The following is a 16,492-nucleotide window of genomic DNA, read 5'->3' as shown; positions in this document are numbered from 1 at the left end:
GGTCGTCTGAAAAATTACTCATCCATCAAGACCCATTTGTAATCGCCGTAATCGGTTTGCGCTTTGTGTCCGTTCATGGGCGCGTAGTTCCAGCCTTTGCGGAACATGCCGTAATCCACGCCGTCCAGCACATAGCGGTAGTCGCGGCTCAAATAGGTCAGCACCATCACGTCATTGTCCGCTTTCCAGATTTGCAGGTTCGGCTTGGTAATCAGCACGCCGCCTGCCACGGTTTCCGCCATTTTGCCGGTCGGGGTTTCGTTGGTCACGAACAAGAGGTCGTCTGAAACGTCTTTCGGCACGCTCAAGCTGAGGTTGCCCTGTTCGTCAATCCGCCCGATTTTGCCGATGGGTTTTAAATTTTTACGGTCGCTGATGTCGATGCTGATATAGCCCATGATGTCCTGCGCCTTGCCTTGGTACGCTTTCGCGCCGTTGGAACTGCGGGTGTAGGCTTTGTCGTTCACGACGCCGGTGCGGGTTTCGCTTTGTGCGGCAGCAGGGGCGGAAGGGGTTTGCGCGGTGGTACAGGCGGTAAGGCCTGCTATGGCGGCGGTCAATACAAGGGTTTTTGCGAGGGTTTTCATGATTTTTCTCCTAAACTCAATGAGGTCAATATTTTCAGGTAGCCTGTTAAGCCCGCCACTTGTCCGCATTGTCTTTGGCAAAATCGGCAAGGGTGCGCGGCGCATGGCCGGTCAGGGTTTGCACGTCGTCGGTGATGATGGACGCCGAGCCGTTTTCCACGTCGGCAAGCACTTTTAAGAAATACGGAATGCCTGCATCGGGGAAGCCGTCGGCTTTGAGCTTGGCGGCGTATTGCTCGGGCGTCACGCTGTCAAAACGCAGAGGCAGCCCCGAATGTTCGGCTAAAATTTCGACCATTTCCGCGTAGGTTTTCAGCTCTCCGCCCGTCAAATTAAAGGCTTTGCCGTTGAATTTATCACTAGTTAATGCCGCTACCGCGCAGTCGGCGATGTCGCGCACGTCAATCAATGCCGATTTGCCGGTGTGCAGCGGCAGGGTCAGCACGCCTTTTTGCAAATCCGCGCGCCACAAGATGTTGAAATTGTCCATAAACCAAGTGGGGCGCAAAATCACATAAGGTTTGCCCGATTGTTCCAACCGTTTTTCGGTGTGGAAATTCGGATTTTCGGGGCTGTCGAAATGCTCGGTAGCGGTTTGCAGCACGGGTTTGATGCCTTTTTCCAACATCAATTTCAATAACGCGTTGAGCTTGTCTTGGTTGGCGTAACCCATCGGCAACATCACATACGCCGCCGACACGTTTTCCAGCGCCGCATTCCAAGTGCTTTCATCGTCAAAGTCAAATTTCACGCCTTGCGCTGCGCCGATATTTTCTCCGCGACGGCTCGCCGCTTTCACGCTCACGCCTTTGTTCAATAAGGCTTGCACCACGAATTTGCCCACGTTGCCGGTGGCCGATAAGACTAAAATTTGTTCTGCCATTTGGATTTTCCTTCTATAAATTTTTGAAAGTGCGGTCGGTTTTAAGATTGTTTTTACGACTGCCTGCTGATTTGATGAGTTCATTATAGGTAATTCATTATCTAAGAAAAACAGGGTAATCTTGAAAACACTTTTTGATAAAATTAAAATATAAACCCAAAACGCCAACGGTAGGTCGGCATTGCCATGCCGACGCTTTTTACGTCCATATGTCAAAAAGAAGGTCGTCTGAAAGTCAAAGTCGGCATAGCAATGCCGACCTACCCGAGTGAACCGACAGGGAGGCAATCGTAGGGAGGGCTTGCCGGTTCACCATTTTTGTGGCGGATGGCCATGCTTTCAGACGACAATACAAGGAGAAAAAATGCAGGATTTCAGAGCGATGGCGATTTTCGCCGAAGTGGTCAAACAGCAGTCCATGCAGCGCACCGCCGATAAATTGGGCTTAACCGTTTCCACCGTCAGCCTCGCGGTCAGCAAGCTGGAAAAAGCGTTGGACATCAAACTGCTCAACCGCACCACCCGCCGCATCGGGCTGACCGAAGCGGGCGAACAGTTTTACCAAGGCTGCCTGAAAATGCTGGCGGGCGCGGACGAAGCCATGCAGGCCGCTGCCGCACAAAAAGACGAGCTGGCAGGCACGGTGCGCATCGCCGTATTTTCCGCCGTGGTCAATTCGCCCGTCGTGAACGCCATCCGCGCGCTGGAACAGGATTATCCCAAGCTCAATATCGAGCTGGATTTCGCCGAAAATCTGGTGGATTTGTATCAGGGCAAAATCGACCTGGCACTGCGTGGCGGCGCACACGCCTTGGACAACCCGCAGCTGATTGCCAAAAAGTTGACCGACATCGAACTTCTTCCCTGCGCCACGCCCGAATTTCTCGCCGAACAGCCGCCCGTCAAAACCCCGGACGATTTGCAGGCGTTGCCGTGGATTTGCGCCCTAAACGACCAAGGCAACCCCGCGCCCTTGCAGTTCACACATCGTAAAACCGGCGAACAACGCTGGATCACCCCCAACGCCCGCACCCGCTGCAACAACAGCCTCGCCGCCTTCCACCTGATGACCGCCCACCTCGGCGTGAACACCCGCGTCAAAATCGAAGTGGAACAAGCCTTGGCAAACGGCACGCTGGTGCATTTATTGCCCGACTGGCAAACCGCCCAAGCCCCGTTTTATCTGGTGATGCTTAATCGCGAGCAACCGAAGAAGGTGAGGGTGGTGGTGGAGAGGTTGATGGGGATGTTTGCGCAACAGGGGGTGATCAAGCAGCCTTCAGCGACGGCAAGCCCGAAATCATCCGCCCCCGCCAGCCCATAAGCCTTTCTTTAGCCAAGCAAGTACCGACTCCAACCCCATATTTTTCAGGTAGCCTCCAGCCCAGCCAATCCACATGATGAACCCCATCCCGCTCACCGCCGCCTTTCCCTCCGCCCTGCGCGACAGCGCCGCCGAAGTCGTCCGCCGCCTGCAAATCGAGCCGTCTGGCGCCCCCTGCCGCACTGTTTGCCTGCACGGCGAAACCCTGCAACTCCCCTACCGCCTCTACCATCCCGCCCCGCAGCCGCACGCCACCCAAGCAGACCACACCGCCCAACTCATCGCCGACTGCCTGCACAGCCGCCACCACAACGGCTTCGTGCGCCAAGCCGCATTCCGCCGGCTAGTGCGCGCCGGGCAGGCCGACTTCGTGCTGCCCTTCGCCCTCACCCTGCTCGGCGAATACATCCTGCCCATTCAGGAAGATGCCGTGCGCCTGTTCCGCCTCAACCCCGCCGCCTTCGCCCGCCTCTGCGCCGCCAACCCCCGCTACTGGCAAACCCAGCAGCGCCGCATCATCAGCTATTGGAACGCATACCACCGCCCGGACTTCCCCAACCTCGCCCGCTACCCCATCTACCAAGCCGCGCAGGAAATCAACGCCGCCGTCCGCCAGCTCGGCTCATCCGTGTAAACAAAAGGCTACCTGAAAAATTTAGCTTCGCGGGTTTATGCAAAGCTAAACTTTCAGGTAGCCTGTTACTGTTTTTGTGCCGTCAAAATTTTCAGGTAGCCTCTTGGCTTAAAGGCTACCTGAAAACATAAACTTCCATGCAGCTAAAACGCAGCGGCAACAAAGTTTCTGCCCCGCCAAAATTTTAGCTTCGCAGAAAACCGCGAAGCCCGTTTTCACTTCGTAGAAACTCGCTCTGCTCGTTTTAACTTCGTAGAAACTCGCTCTGCTCGTTTTAACTTCGTAGAAACTCGCTCTGCTCGTTTTCAGGTAGCCTTTCCATCCGCCCTACTCCATCCGCCAAGGCGGGTTGGCTGCCGCCACTTGGGCGGCAACGGGGCAGTCGTCGCGGTGGGCGCCTTTCAGGTAGCCGGTGCTCACGAGGAATTCGCGCACGATTTCGGGGCCGGTGAATTTGAAGGTGCGGCGGAAGAGCTTCACCCAAGCGGGCAAGTCTTGCGGATGGTGGCGGTCGAGCCAGTTTTTGAAGGAGCCGGATTCTTGTTGCAGGCGCAAAATTTGCTGCGCGTTGTGGATGGCGGCGTTGATTTTGAGGCGGTTGCGGATGATGCGCGGGTCGGCCAGCAGGCGTGCGCGCTCGGCTTCGCCGAAATCGGCCACGGCGGCAATGTCGAAGCCGGCATAGGCGGCGCGGATGCCTTCGGCGCGTTTGCAGGATCAGCGTCCAGCTTAAGCCGGCCTGGTTGATTTCCAGCAGCAGGCGGCCGAAGAGCTCGTTGTCGTCTTCAATGGGGAAGCCGTAGAGCCGGTCGTGGTAGTGTTTGTTGGGGTTGCTGCCGTCGTTGGGCAGGCTGTGGGCGAAGGAGCAGTAGTCCATTTCTGTCGCAACCGTTTGAGGTGTTTGCAAAGCTTCGGATTTGGCTTCAGTTTTTCAGGAAAGCGAAGGCGGGCAGGTTGATCAGATACACCAGCACCAGATAGCTGCCGATGGCGTTGAGCGCCACGCTGAACCAAAAGGTGCGCACAAAATGAATGTTGGCGGTGTGGTGTTGGTAGCGCATCTGCGCCATCAGGCCGCCCGGCCAGCCGCCGAGCACGGCCAAGAGGTGCAGCACGGCATCGGGCACGCGGGCGCGGCCGTTTTGCGCGCTGCGCTTGTCGGTGCGGTAGAGGATGAGCAGCAGGCAACTGGCCAGCAGGTAAGCCGAGGCCAGCGGCAAGGAAATAAACGATACGGCGGCCAAATAGAGCAGGATAAACGCGCTGCCGAGCAGGGTTTCGCTGAAGCCGCCGCCCAACACCGTGCCGGAGGGCGTGCTTTCGCGGTCGGCCCAGCCCAGCTCGTAGCCCTGCGGGATCACGCGGGTGGCCACCCATTCGCCGCGCCGCCGCCCCAACACGAAGCTCACCTGCTGGTGTTTGGCCGGGCGTTTGTCGCGGAACACGAAGGCCGACTGCGGGAAAAACACGCGCGCTTTGATGGACTTTACCTTGATGTAGCCCGCCTGCTCTTCGTCGCGCCAGCGCACCACTTTGCCCACATAAGTTTCGCCGTTGACCAATTTGTCTTGCCGTTTGGCCTGTTTGCGCTCTTTAAACAGCGCTTCCTCTTCTTCCGGGCTGCGCCGTTGCAGGCTGGAAGTGGCGGCGTTTTCGGCGCTGTCGAGCAGCCAGTGGCCGCCGAAGGGGTGGCTCTGCAACACGCCGCGCAACACGTCGCCCGGCTGCGGGGAGAGGTCGGTGGCGGCAAAGAGGTCGCCCACCAAAAACACGCTGATCGGCGGTTCGTCTTCGCTGTTGCTCACCACGTCGGCAATGCCGGTGCGCGCGGCGGCATCCCACACGCGCACGGCGGCGTCCACAATCCGCCCTTCGCGCCATTTGCGCCCCGGCCCGGCGCCGTCTTCGTCGTCATCGTTTTCCGCTTCGGCATGGGTTGGGTTGGATGGCGGCGCGGCCACGGCGGTTTCGGCATCGTTTGGCGCGGTGGGATTGGGCGCTTCGGCAGTGGGCGCGGCTTGGTTTGCGGCTGCCGTTTCTTCGATGGCGGCGGGGGCGTTTTGCAGTTCGTTTTCTGTGTTCATGGTGGCCAAGGGAACGGGCTTGGGAAAAAGGGAAAGGCTACCTGAAAAGCGGGTGCCTGCCAAGCAGATAAACATTTTCGGCCAGCCTTTCTGGGTTTCCGGCTGTTGCAAATTTTCAGGTAGTCTCCGGCATCCGAACCCGGCAAGCCTGCGGATGGCCCGCCCGGGAGGGGAAATCGGTTTTTGAGGAGATATAATTTTATGTTAATACAGTGTGTTATAAATTATTCAGCTTCCGCCCAATATTGATTGAGGCTACCTGAAAAAGCTTAGTCCGTTTTCAGGTAGCCTTTGCCCGCCGTTTTCTTATCCGGAAACACCGCCTTTCCCCGCACGGCTAACCCCTCATCCGCCCGGCGCGTTATACTGCGCCCCATTATCCACCCTCATCAGAAGGAAACATCATGACCCATCAAACCCTGCAGGAAGCCGCCCGCGCCCGCCGTTCCGTATACGCGCTCAACAAAACCCTGCCGCTGCCGGCCGAAGAAGCCGCCGCCATCGTAGAGCACGCCGTGCTGCACACGCCTTCCTCCTTCAATTCCCAATCCACCCGCGTGGTGGTGCTGTTCGGCGCCGAGCACGAAAAGCTCTGGCACCTCACCGAAAAAGCCCTGCGCCAAATCGTGCCTGCCGAGCAGTTTGCCCCCACCGAGCAAAAACTGGCCGCCTTCGCCGCCGCAGCCGGCACCGTGCTCTTCTTTGAAGACCAATCCGTGGTGCGCGGCCTGCAGGAGCGCTTCCCCGCCTACGCCGCCAACTTCCCCGTGTGGGCTGACCACGGCAACGCCATGCACCAATACGCCGTGTGGACCACCTTCGCCGCCGCCGGCATCGGCGCCAACCTGCAACACTACAACCCGCTAATCGACGCCGCCGTGGCCGAACAATGGCAAATCCCCGCCGATTGGACGCTGCGCGCCCAGCTCGTGTTCGGCGGCATCGCCGCGCCCGCCGGCGAGAAACAGTTTGCCCCGCTGGCCGAACGCTTCAAAGTGTACGGGCTGTAAACACCCTCACCACACAAAAAGGCTACCTGAAAATTTCAGCTTCGCAGCAACTCCGCTGCGCTGCATTTTCAGGTAGCCTTTATCCTATCCCCGTCGCTTCACTCGCTTGGCAGCCGCCACATCCACAGCGCCACCGCCAAACACACCGCCGCCATCCCCGCGCCCGCCCACCAGCGCTCCGGAAAACGGTACAGCATCCACACACACGAGCAGCCCATCATCAGCGACGACAACACCTTGCCTTTGAGCGGAATCGCCCGGTTGCGCTCCCAATTGCGCACCATCGGGCCGAAATAGCGGTGCGTACGCAGCCAGCGGTGGAAACGCGGCGAAGTGCGCGACCAACAGCCCGCCGCCAGCAACACAAAAGGCACGGTGGGCAAGCCCGGCAGGAAAATGCCGATGATGCCCAAAAGCAAGGCGAGCCAGCCCGCCAGCCACACCAGCGGCCACCACAGCGGCAGCCAGGAGCCGCGCCCGCTCAAACGCCGCCGCCTTATCCACAACACGCCCGCCAGCAGCCCGAGCGCCGCCAACGCCGCCGCCAGCCAAACCGCCTTATCCGCCATCTCCGCTTGATTCATTCCGCCCCGCCAAAAAATTTTCAGGTAGCCTGCACAAAGTATGCAGGCTACCTGAAAACATTTCCCCAGCCAAGCTTACTCGGCGGTTTGCAAGTGATCCAGCGGCAGCACGGTGGAATTTTTCACTTCCTGCAACACAAAGCTGGAGCGTGCGTCCACCACGCCCGGATGCGCCAAGAGCGTGTTCAGGATGAAATGGGAGAAACTTTCCATATCGGAGAAGAAGGCGTGCAGCATATAGTCGGTTTCGCCGGTGAGCGCGAAGCAGCGCAACACCTGCGGCCAGTTGCGCACAGAGTCGGCAAAGCCGTCGCGCAGGTGGTTGGCCTTATCCACCGACACTCGGATAAACACTTGCAGGCCGAGCGCCACGGTGGAGGGGTGCACCAAGGCGGCATAGCCGCGGATGATGCCGGTGGATTCCAGCTGCTTTAAGCGCCGGAGGCAGGGCGAAGGGGAAAGCGCAACGCGCTCAGACAGCTCCACGTTGCTCAGCCTCCCGTTGTGTTGCAGAGCCTGGAGGATTTTGAGGTCGATTTTGTCGAGCGAAACAGTAGTTGTCATGATTCGGTATCCAATCATACTTTCAGGGTCAGTATGTGTGTCGGCTCAAGCCAACAGCCGACGTTATAATAGGCCGGCTTGTGGCCGGCCTGTGCTGTACGCACGAAAGTTCGTGCATATTATATTGTATTTGTGTTGGAATAATCCGCCATATTTACTACACATAACGGAATATACCGCCTTGACTGCCAGTTGTTTGGGCATTTCCGAAGCCGGTTTGGCCGGACACCTCCGGCTCCGATCTCAAATAACCGTTCGCTTTCTATGGGTTTCAGTCTACGCCTTTCCCGCTAGAATTGCTATTCCAACCATCAATTTATGCTTGACAACATCCGAAAATCTTGCTCAAACCACCGTTTTCAAGCGATAATCAAGGCGTTTGCAGGAGAGACCGTTAATACAACAACGGCACCGAAGGCGCAAAACCCCTTAAATCGCTCAGGTAAAAGGACTGCAAGCCCGTTTCATATCTAATCGTTTCCCCTGCCTGCCCGCGCGGGCTACCTGAAACGGCCTCATCTGGAGAGCGGCATTCACTGCCCACCGAAGGATATAAGGCATTACCTGCCGAAAATCTCAGGTACCCCGGACAGATAGGGAGGCTTCCCCATTACTGCCAACGGAGACTCCGAATCATGTCTGCAATCAAAACCACCCCCTTCCATCAAGCCCATAAAGATGCCGGCGCCAAGCTGGTCGATTTCGCCGGCTGGGAGCTGCCCATCCACTACGGCTCGCAAATCGCCGAACACGAAGCCGTGCGCACCGACGCCGGCATGTTCGACGTGTCGCACATGCTGGTGACCGACGTATCCGGCGACCAAGCCAAGGCCTTCTTCCGCAAGCTGCTGGCCAACGACGTGGCCAAGCTCGGCTTCGTGGGCAAAGCGCTCTACTCCGCCATGCTCAACGACAAAGGCGGCGTTATCGACGACCTGATCGTGTATCGCGGCAACGAAGCCGAAACGCAATACCGTATCGTGTCCAACGGCGCCACCCGCGAAAAAGACTCTGCCCAATTCCAGAAAATCGGCGCCGAATTCGGCATCAAGCTCACCCCGCGCTACGACCTGGCCATGCTTGCCGTGCAAGGCCCAAAAGCCATCGCCAAGCTGCTCACCGTGAAACCCGAATGGGCCAGCACCGTAAACGGCCTCAAGCCCTTCCAAGGCGCCGATTTGGGCCATGATTGGTTTGTCGCCCGCACCGGCTACACCGGCGAAGACGGCGTGGAAGTGATCCTGCCTGCCGGCGAAGCCGTGGCCTTCTTCAAAGCCCTGCAGCAGGCCGGCGTGAAACCCTGCGGCCTCGGTGCGCGCGACACCCTGCGCATGGAAGCCGGCATGAACCTCTACGGCAACGATATGGACGACGACGTGAGCCCGCTCGAAGCCGGCATGGCCTGGACGGTGGACTTGAAAGACGAAAACCGCGATTTCGTGGGCAAGGTCCCGCTCCTGGCGCTGAAGGAAAAAGGCGTGAGCGTGAAACAGGTCGGCCTGCTGCTGGCCAAAGGCGGCGTGCTGCGCGAACACATGGAAGTGATCACCGACGCCGGCAAAGGTATCACCACCAGCGGCGTGTTCTCGCCCAGCCTCAAGCAGTCCATCGCCATCGCGCGCGTGCCCAAAGCCTTTGAAGGCAGCACCGCCAAAGCCGTTATCCGCGGCCGCGAAGTGGAAGTGCGCGTGCTGAAGCTGCCCTTCGTGCGCAACGGCCAGAAGCAGTTTGATTAAACCGCAGGCCGTGTAGAAAGTTTTCAGGTAGCCTAATGCCGCCATCGGGCTACCTGAAAACCGATTCCGCTATCTTGCAAAGGCTCTCCATCATGCGCCAAACCCTGCTGATTTCATTATTGTCCGCCGTCGTATTCGGCCTGGCCGCCTGCTCGCCGCAGGACAACAGATCAACCGCACCGACTGCTGCCGCTTCCGTTGCCGAAACACAGCCTGCTCCTGCTCACGAGGCGCCAACCACCTCCGCACCCGTTGCACTGGAAGGCTCTTGGAAAGATGCCGTGCCCGTGTACTATCAAACGCCAGATCCCGGCTTAAAACGCGCGCTGGCCATCATCCATCAGGGTCTGAACGACCCGATGATGACTGCGCCTGGAGCCAAACCCGGCCCATTCAACAACTTCTCCGTTTGGGCTGCACAAATCCTAGCAACACATCCGGATCAAACCATGGCTTGGTGCCAAGAATTGCGGCAACAACACCCCAATAACCTGCTCATCCTGATATTCAAGCTCTCCGGCACACCGGATAGCGGCAAGTGCCTCAGCCAACTTGAGCTGCCTCCCGAGTACCGGGAAGTATTGGCTACACCCATCCCCACCGCAGAAAGCTTCTTAAGCCTGAACATCGCGCCGGCAAGCCTCGATATCCACTGGGCAAGCTTCTACGCTACCGGTCAGCCCGAATACGTATACCGCATCGTCGATTATGTGGCCGACAACGCCAAGCTGCTCGACGAGAAACCGGCCAACCCCACCCAACAAGATACCGAAAACATCATCACCTACGGCGCCGCCCGCTGGTCGCTTGCTTCCAATATGCAGCAGCAGCCGCAAATTAAAGCACTGGTAGATCAGCATACCGCTGGCTGGCCCGCCGAACGCCGCCAAGCCCTCGAACGCGCCTTGCAGCTCCAAGAAGGAGGAAAATAAAGGCTACCTGAAAACACCGCCATACCATCAAACAGCCTGAAACCACCCTATTCACACACACAACAACAAATTGCCCCGCGCAAGCCGCCCGATTTTTCAGGTAGCCTTGCGCCAGCGCAAACCCCATACAGGCAAAACCTGTATAATGTGAATGACCCTAACCATTCCCACCCCTAACTACGGAGAAAAACCATGAGCAACAACATCCCCGCCGAACTCAAATATGTCGCCAGCCACGAATGGCTGCGCCCCGAAGCCGATGGCACCGTAACCGTCGGCGTAACCGACCACGCACAAGAGCTGCTGGGCGAAATCGTATTCGTCGAGCTGCCCGAAGTGGGCGCCACCCTGGCCGCCGAAGACCAAGCCGGCGCGCTGGAATCCGTGAAAGCCGCGTCTGATGTGTATTCCCCCATCGCCGGCGAAGTGGTGGCTGTTAACGAAGGCCTGCCCGACGCCCCCGAAACCGTAAACAGCGATCCCTACGGCGAAGGCTGGTTCTTCCGCATCAAGCCCGCCAACCCCGCCGACTTAGACGGCCTGATGAACGCCGAGCAATACGCCGCCGAAATCGGCTAAACCGCCCGCGCTGAAACAAAAGGCTACCTGAAAACCCAATCCGGTTTTCAGGTAGCCTTTTCCCTTGGCAGACAGGTTTGCAATAAAAAGCCTTCCGCCAACCCTAGCCGTTCGAGCGCTCCAGCAACATCAACATCATCAGCGACAGCACCACCAATTCATCGTGCACCGCCGTGCCCGTTTTGCTTAAGCTGAAACGCCGTCCCACCAGCGAAGGCTCTTTTTTCAGCAGGTACACCTGCTGCCCGGCCGCATCGGTAATCTCATAGCTCGGGTTCAGGAAATAGCCGCTAAACGCGCCGATGAGCGGAATCTCGCCCACCAGCCCGTCCCAAAACGCGATCCACGGGTTTTTCTCCTGGATTTGGTAGAGCGGCTGCCCATCTGCGCCAAAAATCCGATAGCGCACGCGCCACAGCGAGCGCATCCCGTCGCGCCGCACCGAGCCCAGCTCCGCACCGTTTTCGCCGAAAATCCGATAACAGGCGTTGAAATCGATAATGCGGTCGGCGCAAATGCGGTACAGCCGCTCGCGCCGATCTGCGCTGCGGAAAATCTCCACCTCTTCCTTCAGCTTGAAAATCTTCTGCCGCGTGTAGGCAATCTCCTGCCCGCCCTCGTCCAGCACGCTGAAATCGTTGGACGGCGTGAAAATCTTAAAATAAAACTGCAAAGGGAATTGGAAATGCTGCATCGTATCCTTCCTATATATAAAGTGAGGCTACCTGAAAAACCAACCCGACCATTTTCAGGTAGCCTCAACCCGGCTTGCGGCCACCTGAAAGCGCGAGCTTCAACGCAATGACAACAATATATTGCAAAGCAAAGCCGGATTTCTTCTAGGCGAAACCCAGCCTAGCTTTCCGCCGCCTCACGCGCCGCGTCCGCCGCATCGTAGGCATCCACGATTTTCTGCACCAAAGGATGCCGCACCACGTCTTCGCTGGTGAAGGTGTGGAAATAAATGCCTTCGATGCCTTGCAGCTTTTCGCGCGCGTCTTTCAGGCCGGATTTGATGTTGCGCGGCAGGTCGATCTGGCTGATGTCGCCGGTGATCGCCGCCTTGGCGCCGAAGCCGATGCGCGTTAGGAACATCTTCATCTGCTCGGGCGTGGTGTTCTGCGCCTCGTCCAGAATCACATAGGCGCCGTTGAGCGTGCGTCCGCGCATATAGGCCAGCGGCGCAATCTCAATCGTACCTTTTTCCAGCAGTTTGGTTACGCGGTCGAAGCCCATCAAGTCATACAGCGCGTCGTACAGCGGGCGCAGATAGGGATCCACCTTCTGCGCCAAATCACCGGGCAGGAAGCCGAGTTTTTCGCCCGCCTCCACCGCAGGGCGCACCAGCACAATGCGCTCCACCTCATGCTTGCCCATCGCGTCCACCGCCGCCGCCACGGCCAGATAAGTCTTGCCTGTGCCCGCCGGGCCGAGGCCGAACACGATGTCGTGGTTTAAAAGCGCGCGGATGTAGCCGTTTTGGCGCGGGGTGCGCCCGCCCAGCTTGCCGCGCCGCGTTTGCAGGAAATATTGGTGCCCCAGCTCGCTCCGCGGAGCAAACTCCGCATCGGCGGTTTTGGCTTCCACCGCCGCCAGCTGGATGTCGCCGTTATCCAAATCGCGCTGCTCGGCAATATCCGCCAGCTTCAGCAATGCCTGCCGCGCAGCGTGGGCATTCGCGCCGATAAAGGTGAATTCGGCAAAGCGCCGCCCGATTTCCACCGCCAGTGCCTTGCCCAGCATTTCCAGGTTTTCCTCCAAAGGGCCGCACAACCGCTGCAGCACGGCGTTATCAATATCTTCAAATTTCAGGTGTACAGTATGGCTCATAAGCTTTTTAGTCTTCGGTGAAGGCCGCCGGGCAACGCTCTGCCCTGCCGGCCGTAATAATATAATTTATAAGATGATAGGCCGTATCCGGCGCTGGGGCAAATCCCTTTTTGTGGCATAAAAGGCTACCTGAAAACAGCAAGCGCGGCGAAGCCGGAATCTGTTGCCGCCTCGGCGATACATTGTTGCATGAAGCATACACTTTCGCCCCTATCCGCCCTTTTGCCCGCAATTGGATTTGTTTTTTTGGCGCCGAACAATTATATTGCAGCCATGAAATCGCTAATGCGGCGATTGCGTGAGAGCTTAGAAAGAAAGACAAGTTTCTTTTTTAAGTGTGTATTTTTAGTTTAGACATAGATAAAGGAATGCAGCATGAAAAAAACCCTGATTGCATTAGCATTGGTTTCCTTGCCGGTTGCCGCTTCTGCAGAAGTGATTCTGTACGGTAAAATCCGTGGCGGTGTTGAATTCACTCGCGAAGGCACTTCTGCTCAGCTGAAGAGCGAAAGAAACGCTTGGGGCGTAGTGGACTACGGTAGCTACATCGGCTTCAAAGGTTCTGAAGACCTGGGTGGTAACCTGAAAGCTATTTGGCAGGTTGAGTCTAACGCCAGCCTGAATGGCGGTAGCTTTGTTAACAACCGTGACAGCTTCATTGGTTTGGAAGGTGGCTTCGGTACCGTTAAAGTTGGTCGTGTAGTTACTCCTCTGAAAGCTTCTTTGGATGACCAAGACAACTGGGAATACAACAGCGAAACCTTGGGTCTGTCTCGCTACACCCGTTTCGGTCAACGTCGTACCAGCTTGAACTACCAGTCTCCTGACTTCAGTGGCTTCGACTTCTCATTCCAGATGGCTCCGGGTACTAACGTACACGGCGATCGTACCAATGACGGCAAACCTGTATTCGGTTTGGGCTTGGGCTACAAAAACAGCGGCTTCTTTGTTCGCTACGCTGCTGAATACGCCCGCAAGTCTACCACTGGTACTGATGGCCTGAAAGACAGCCATGTTCACAACCTGTCTGCTGGTTATGATGCCAACAACCTGTACGTTGCCGGTGCTTTCCAATACGGCAAAAACGTAAACCCCATCTTTACTAATGATGCTGCCGATGCTTATGACATTGCTCATGACACCGTCAACGGTGGTAAAACCAAAGAGGCTCAGATCTCTGCTGCCTACACCTTTGGTTCTATTACTCCGAAGATCTCTGTAGCCTACGGTCGTGGCGACAGCAACGATGTACAGACCGATGGTGCTCGTTACCTGCAAGCCATCGTTGGTGCTGACTACGCCTTCTCTCGCCGCACTACCGGCTTGGTATCTGTAGGCTGGTTGCGTGACAAAGCCAACTCCAACGCTGACAATGTAAACTCTTGGGGTGTTGGTACTGGCTTGGTACACAAATTCTAATTTGTGGTTAGCTTAGTCTAGTAACCCTATAAAAAGGCTTGCTTCGGCAAGCCTTTTTCTATTGTTGTCTTTTTAGTCTCGAAGCTCTCTATCTCTTTTTTGCAACCATCGGTTCACGATTGTCGGCCAAATTTTCAGGTAGCCGGAGGCGAAACTTTGCAGTAAGCTGCCCGGCTGTTCTACTGCTTTAAGCAACCGCCGGCAGGTTTTAATGCATCCCCTTTAATTCAATACCTCATGCAATATATCCTCAGAGAGGGCAATACTCGGCGATAGATTTAGATCGCCTTACTATATTTCTACATCATCTGAGGCCCCCTCTGCCAAGCATGAAGAAATAAACGCTTCAACTATAAGTTTGCGTCCGGCATGTTGGCCGCCCACCGCATGATTCAACCTTCTCAAACCACAAACAGGCTACCTGAAAACGCCCTGCCAATCTTCCGCACAGCATTTTCAGGTAGCCTGTTGCTTATATTCCTTACCCTAAGCCAACATCAGCCATCCATACAGCTTAAACACCAGCCAGCCCAAAAACGCACCCGCCGGCAAATCAATCAGATAATGCTGCTTGGTAAACAGGCAGGAAAGCGCAATCAGCAGCGGGAAGGCAAACGCCGCCGCGCCCATACTCGGATAGGCATGCATCGCCGTGAGCATCGCCACCGAAACATGCATGCTCGGAAAGCAGTTGGTGGATTGGTCGAACTTCTGCACAAACAGCAGAAACTTCTCCGAAGCCGTTTTACCCGTATTGATACTGCGCCAGTGCGGCGGCGTGGACACCGGCCACAGCCAGAAAAACAACATCTGCGCAAACAGCAGAATCAAAAAACTAAAAGCCGTAATAGAAAAGCGCGAAACTTTGCATAGAAGGGCGGAAAACTTTGCATAGCTTACCCGTGGCGGAAAACTTTGCATAGCCTATTTTTAACCCCCGTTTAACGACCTGTTAAGCGGGGGTTTCGCATGCCTGTTTAAGCCCGCCGTCAGAACTTATAAATCAGGTGGTCATCGTACCGTGAGCTGTGGTTGATGGTGCTGCCCACAGTGACGGTTTGGCAGCCTGAAAAACGCTCCCAACCGGGCAGGCGCAGCTCGGCTACAAGGTCGAGATAGGCGGGCAGCTCGCTACGCGTGCTCGAAAAGAATATGAAAGGCGGCCTTACCATTGCCATCAGGCGCAGGAACTCGACCATGCCGAAGTAGGCTGCCTTGCGGTAGTTGCCCTGCTGGGTGCAGACGTAGGGCGGGTCGAGTACCAATAACGTGCGCGGGTTGCCAATATGCTGCGGTAGCAGCTCACGATAGGATTGGCTGACTATCTCCACGCCTTGCAGGTAGTCTTGTGCCTCGGGGTAGTCGCTGAGGCTGATGCAGTTGTACATGGTTTTGCGGCATAGCTCATCCAAGTCGGCGGCGGTGTTGCCGCTGAACAGCAACCATGAAACCAAGCAGTCGAGGTCGATATAGCCGCCGAAGCTGCGGATGGCGGCCACGATGGCAGCCTTAATTGCTGGCGGTACCAGTTTGCTGCGCGGCACGGGCTCCAAGATACCGGCAAGCAGGCGGCGCAGACGGTTGATGTCGGGAATGTGTTGCAGGCGCTCGCTGTAGCCGTCGTAGTCATTATAGATAACGCGGGCAACCGGTTTGCATTGTTTGGCGGTATGCGACAAAAGGCCGCTGCCGCCGAAGGCGTCTAAGATTGTCCAACCTTCCCCATCGCCGGGGATGTGGTCGTTTAACACCCGTTTAAACAGTTTTAGAAAGTTACGTTTCTGCCCGGTAAAAGGCAGCGGTGCTTTAGCGTACATCAGAGTGTCTCCGTGGGCGCTCGGCGGCACTCCGTGGTAGGCACTCGATGGTGCTCATTGGTTGTTAATGGGCTTTGAACTCGTTGAGATGCTTGCAGCGCGGGCATTTGACCGCCAAGCGGTAAGTGCCTGCGGCGTTGCCCAGCTTTTTGTTGCACAACCGGCAACGCAGCTCGCGATAAATCATGGTGCAGAATCCTTGCAAAAACTGGTAGAATCCGCCCGCCTCTAGAGGTGGCGGCCTTGGGTCATGCAGGCTCGCTCTGCGTGGCTGTGGTGTGCGGGTGTCGCAAGCACCCGTGCACTTCGCCGTCCTACTCCGCCCTTCCGGGCGGTTTTTTGTTGCGCGTTTCAGGCAGCCTGAAACGTATCGGCAGTCTATCTTTTCTCCCCCTGCAAGGTGTACGGCGCGGGTTCAGCACCAAATAAATCCGCCTGGCGGGATGTCCCGTTCAGGCGGATTAAGTTTAATTAGGGGTAAAAACACCTAATTGGCTATTCCCCACTAT

The 16,492-nt window shown here is 56.8% G+C and carries 17 protein-coding genes, 1 pseudogene and 2 riboswitches; of the genes and pseudogenes, 7 read left to right on the top strand and 11 right to left on the bottom strand.

All coding sequences use genetic code 11. The features are described 5' to 3' along the window. Positions 1-14 precede the first annotated feature (14 nt). Together H9Q10_RS05120 and H9Q10_RS05115 are read right to left on the bottom strand one after the other, a co-directional pair. Positions 15-587, bottom strand: coding sequence for a hypothetical protein (locus H9Q10_RS05120; protein WP_197902932.1), 573 nt, complete (start codon positions 585-587; stop codon positions 15-17). Between the two features lie 46 nt (positions 588-633). Further along, positions 634-1,470, bottom strand: a complete 837-nt coding sequence (locus tag H9Q10_RS05115) for an NmrA family NAD(P)-binding protein (RefSeq protein ID WP_197902931.1) — start codon at positions 1,468-1,470, stop codon at positions 634-636. A 364-nt stretch (positions 1,471-1,834) separates the two neighbouring features. Between H9Q10_RS05115 and H9Q10_RS05110 the strand changes: the two genes are divergently transcribed. Together H9Q10_RS05110 and H9Q10_RS05105 are read left to right on the top strand one after the other, a co-directional pair. Next, positions 1,835-2,794 (top strand): LysR family transcriptional regulator, encoded by a 960-nt coding sequence (locus H9Q10_RS05110; protein ID WP_197902930.1) that lies wholly within the window; start codon positions 1,835-1,837, stop codon positions 2,792-2,794. A gap of 73 nt (positions 2,795-2,867) precedes the next feature. Further along, entirely contained in the window at positions 2,868-3,428 is a 561-nt protein-coding gene (locus tag H9Q10_RS05105; RefSeq protein WP_197902929.1) for a hypothetical protein, read from the top strand. A 327-nt stretch (positions 3,429-3,755) separates the two neighbouring features. On the opposite strand, the pseudogene H9Q10_RS05100 reads toward H9Q10_RS05105, so the two are convergent. Both H9Q10_RS05100 and H9Q10_RS05095 read right to left on the bottom strand, forming a co-directional pair. Continuing rightward, a pseudogene (locus H9Q10_RS05100) lies at positions 3,756-4,305 on the bottom strand (DNA-3-methyladenine glycosylase I). A 46-nt stretch (positions 4,306-4,351) separates the two neighbouring features. Beyond that, complete coding sequence (locus tag H9Q10_RS05095) at positions 4,352-5,587, bottom strand: DUF1294 domain-containing protein (protein WP_238480141.1); 1,236 nt, start codon at positions 5,585-5,587, stop codon at positions 4,352-4,354. Positions 5,588-5,916: 329 nt separating this feature from the next. On the opposite strand from H9Q10_RS05095, the gene H9Q10_RS05090 reads away from it, so the two are divergent. Further along, entirely contained in the window at positions 5,917-6,522 is a 606-nt protein-coding gene (locus H9Q10_RS05090) for a nitroreductase family protein (RefSeq protein ID WP_197902928.1), read from the top strand. A gap of 98 nt (positions 6,523-6,620) precedes the next feature. Here H9Q10_RS05090 and H9Q10_RS05085 read toward each other — a convergent pair whose 3' ends face one another. After that, a complete protein-coding gene (locus H9Q10_RS05085; RefSeq protein ID WP_197902998.1) occupies positions 6,621-6,980 on the bottom strand; it encodes a YbaN family protein in 360 nt (119 codons plus the stop codon). A 201-nt stretch (positions 6,981-7,181) separates the two neighbouring features. Further along, entirely contained in the window at positions 7,182-7,670 is a 489-nt protein-coding gene (locus H9Q10_RS05080) for an Lrp/AsnC family transcriptional regulator (RefSeq protein WP_197902927.1), read from the bottom strand. 372 nt (positions 7,671-8,042) lie between these two features. Beyond that, positions 8,043-8,134, top strand: a riboswitch (glycine riboswitch). Between the two features lie 45 nt (positions 8,135-8,179). Continuing rightward, positions 8,180-8,273, top strand: a riboswitch (glycine riboswitch). Between the two features lie 32 nt (positions 8,274-8,305). On the opposite strand from H9Q10_RS05080, the gene gcvT reads away from it, so the two are divergent. The 3 genes from gcvT to gcvH all read left to right on the top strand — a co-directional run bounded on the left by gcvT (position 8,306) and on the right by gcvH (position 10,917). Then, positions 8,306-9,406: a glycine cleavage system aminomethyltransferase GcvT gene (gene gcvT, locus H9Q10_RS05075; protein WP_197902926.1), complete on the top strand. Its 1,101-nt coding sequence runs from the start codon at positions 8,306-8,308 to the stop codon at positions 9,404-9,406. A 35-nt stretch (positions 9,407-9,441) separates the two neighbouring features. Then, on the top strand, positions 9,442-10,338 hold the full coding sequence (locus H9Q10_RS05070) for a hypothetical protein (protein ID WP_197902925.1): 897 nt from the start codon (positions 9,442-9,444) through the stop codon (positions 10,336-10,338). A 192-nt stretch (positions 10,339-10,530) separates the two neighbouring features. After that, entirely contained in the window at positions 10,531-10,917 is a 387-nt protein-coding gene (gene gcvH, locus H9Q10_RS05065) for a glycine cleavage system protein GcvH (RefSeq protein WP_197902924.1), read from the top strand. A 103-nt stretch (positions 10,918-11,020) separates the two neighbouring features. Here gcvH and H9Q10_RS05060 read toward each other — a convergent pair whose 3' ends face one another. Next, positions 11,021-11,611: an LURP-one-related/scramblase family protein gene (locus tag H9Q10_RS05060; RefSeq protein ID WP_197902923.1), complete on the bottom strand. Its 591-nt coding sequence runs from the start codon at positions 11,609-11,611 to the stop codon at positions 11,021-11,023. A 161-nt stretch (positions 11,612-11,772) separates the two neighbouring features. Next, positions 11,773-12,747 carry a PhoH family protein gene (locus H9Q10_RS05055; protein WP_197902922.1) on the bottom strand — a complete coding sequence of 325 codons (975 nt, stop codon included), beginning with the start codon at positions 12,745-12,747 and terminating at the stop codon, positions 11,773-11,775. 375 nt (positions 12,748-13,122) lie between these two features. Between H9Q10_RS05055 and H9Q10_RS05050 the strand changes: the two genes are divergently transcribed. Next, a complete protein-coding gene (locus tag H9Q10_RS05050; RefSeq protein ID WP_197902921.1) occupies positions 13,123-14,166 on the top strand; it encodes a porin in 1,044 nt (347 codons plus the stop codon). 486 nt (positions 14,167-14,652) lie between these two features. Here the strand turns inward: H9Q10_RS05050 and H9Q10_RS05045 are convergent, their stop codons facing one another. From H9Q10_RS05045 to H9Q10_RS12335, 3 genes are all read right to left on the bottom strand, one after another. Next, on the bottom strand, positions 14,653-15,087 hold the full coding sequence (locus tag H9Q10_RS05045) for a phosphatase PAP2 family protein (protein ID WP_274381494.1): 435 nt from the start codon (positions 15,085-15,087) through the stop codon (positions 14,653-14,655). Positions 15,088-15,155: 68 nt separating this feature from the next. Further along, entirely contained in the window at positions 15,156-15,983 is an 828-nt protein-coding gene (locus tag H9Q10_RS05040; RefSeq protein WP_197902920.1) for a DNA adenine methylase, read from the bottom strand. 64 nt (positions 15,984-16,047) lie between these two features. Further along, complete coding sequence (locus H9Q10_RS12335) at positions 16,048-16,170, bottom strand: Com family DNA-binding transcriptional regulator (RefSeq protein ID WP_196761657.1); 123 nt, start codon at positions 16,168-16,170, stop codon at positions 16,048-16,050. Between the last annotated feature and the right edge of the window lie 322 nt (positions 16,171-16,492).

It is taken from the genome of Eikenella glucosivorans, assembly GCF_016025525.2.
GTDB lineage: Bacteria > Pseudomonadota > Gammaproteobacteria > Burkholderiales > Neisseriaceae > Eikenella > Eikenella glucosivorans.
This window is presented reverse-complemented; position numbering and strand designations above follow the sequence as displayed.

Bases quoted from the DNA above. Each gene is read 5' to 3' on its own strand.
- H9Q10_RS05120 (WP_197902932.1), bottom strand. From the start codon at position 587: ATGAAAACCCTCGCAAAAACCCTTGTATTGACCGCCGCCATAGCAGGC.
- H9Q10_RS05115 (WP_197902931.1), bottom strand. From the start codon at position 1,470: ATGGCAGAACAAATTTTAGTCTTATCGGCCACCGGCAACGTGGGCAAA.
- H9Q10_RS05110 (WP_197902930.1), top strand. From the start codon at position 1,835: ATGCAGGATTTCAGAGCGATGGCGATTTTCGCCGAAGTGGTCAAACAG.
- H9Q10_RS05105 (WP_197902929.1), top strand. From the start codon at position 2,868: ATGATGAACCCCATCCCGCTCACCGCCGCCTTTCCCTCCGCCCTGCGC.
- H9Q10_RS05095 (WP_238480141.1), bottom strand. From the start codon at position 5,587: ATGTTTATCTGCTTGGCAGGCACCCGCTTTTCAGGTAGCCTTTCCCTT.
- H9Q10_RS05090 (WP_197902928.1), top strand. From the start codon at position 5,917: ATGACCCATCAAACCCTGCAGGAAGCCGCCCGCGCCCGCCGTTCCGTA.
- H9Q10_RS05080 (WP_197902927.1), bottom strand. From the start codon at position 7,670: ATGACAACTACTGTTTCGCTCGACAAAATCGACCTCAAAATCCTCCAG.
- gcvT (WP_197902926.1), top strand. From the start codon at position 8,306: ATGTCTGCAATCAAAACCACCCCCTTCCATCAAGCCCATAAAGATGCC.
- H9Q10_RS05070 (WP_197902925.1), top strand. From the start codon at position 9,442: ATGCCGCCATCGGGCTACCTGAAAACCGATTCCGCTATCTTGCAAAGG.
- gcvH (WP_197902924.1), top strand. From the start codon at position 10,531: ATGAGCAACAACATCCCCGCCGAACTCAAATATGTCGCCAGCCACGAA.
- H9Q10_RS05060 (WP_197902923.1), bottom strand. From the start codon at position 11,611: ATGCAGCATTTCCAATTCCCTTTGCAGTTTTATTTTAAGATTTTCACG.
- H9Q10_RS05055 (WP_197902922.1), bottom strand. From the start codon at position 12,747: ATGAGCCATACTGTACACCTGAAATTTGAAGATATTGATAACGCCGTG.
- H9Q10_RS05050 (WP_197902921.1), top strand. From the start codon at position 13,123: ATGAAAAAAACCCTGATTGCATTAGCATTGGTTTCCTTGCCGGTTGCC.
- H9Q10_RS05045 (WP_274381494.1), bottom strand. From the start codon at position 15,087: ATGCAAAGTTTTCCGCCACGGGTAAGCTATGCAAAGTTTTCCGCCCTT.
- H9Q10_RS05040 (WP_197902920.1), bottom strand. From the start codon at position 15,983: ATGTACGCTAAAGCACCGCTGCCTTTTACCGGGCAGAAACGTAACTTT.
- H9Q10_RS12335 (WP_196761657.1), bottom strand. From the start codon at position 16,170: ATGATTTATCGCGAGCTGCGTTGCCGGTTGTGCAACAAAAAGCTGGGC.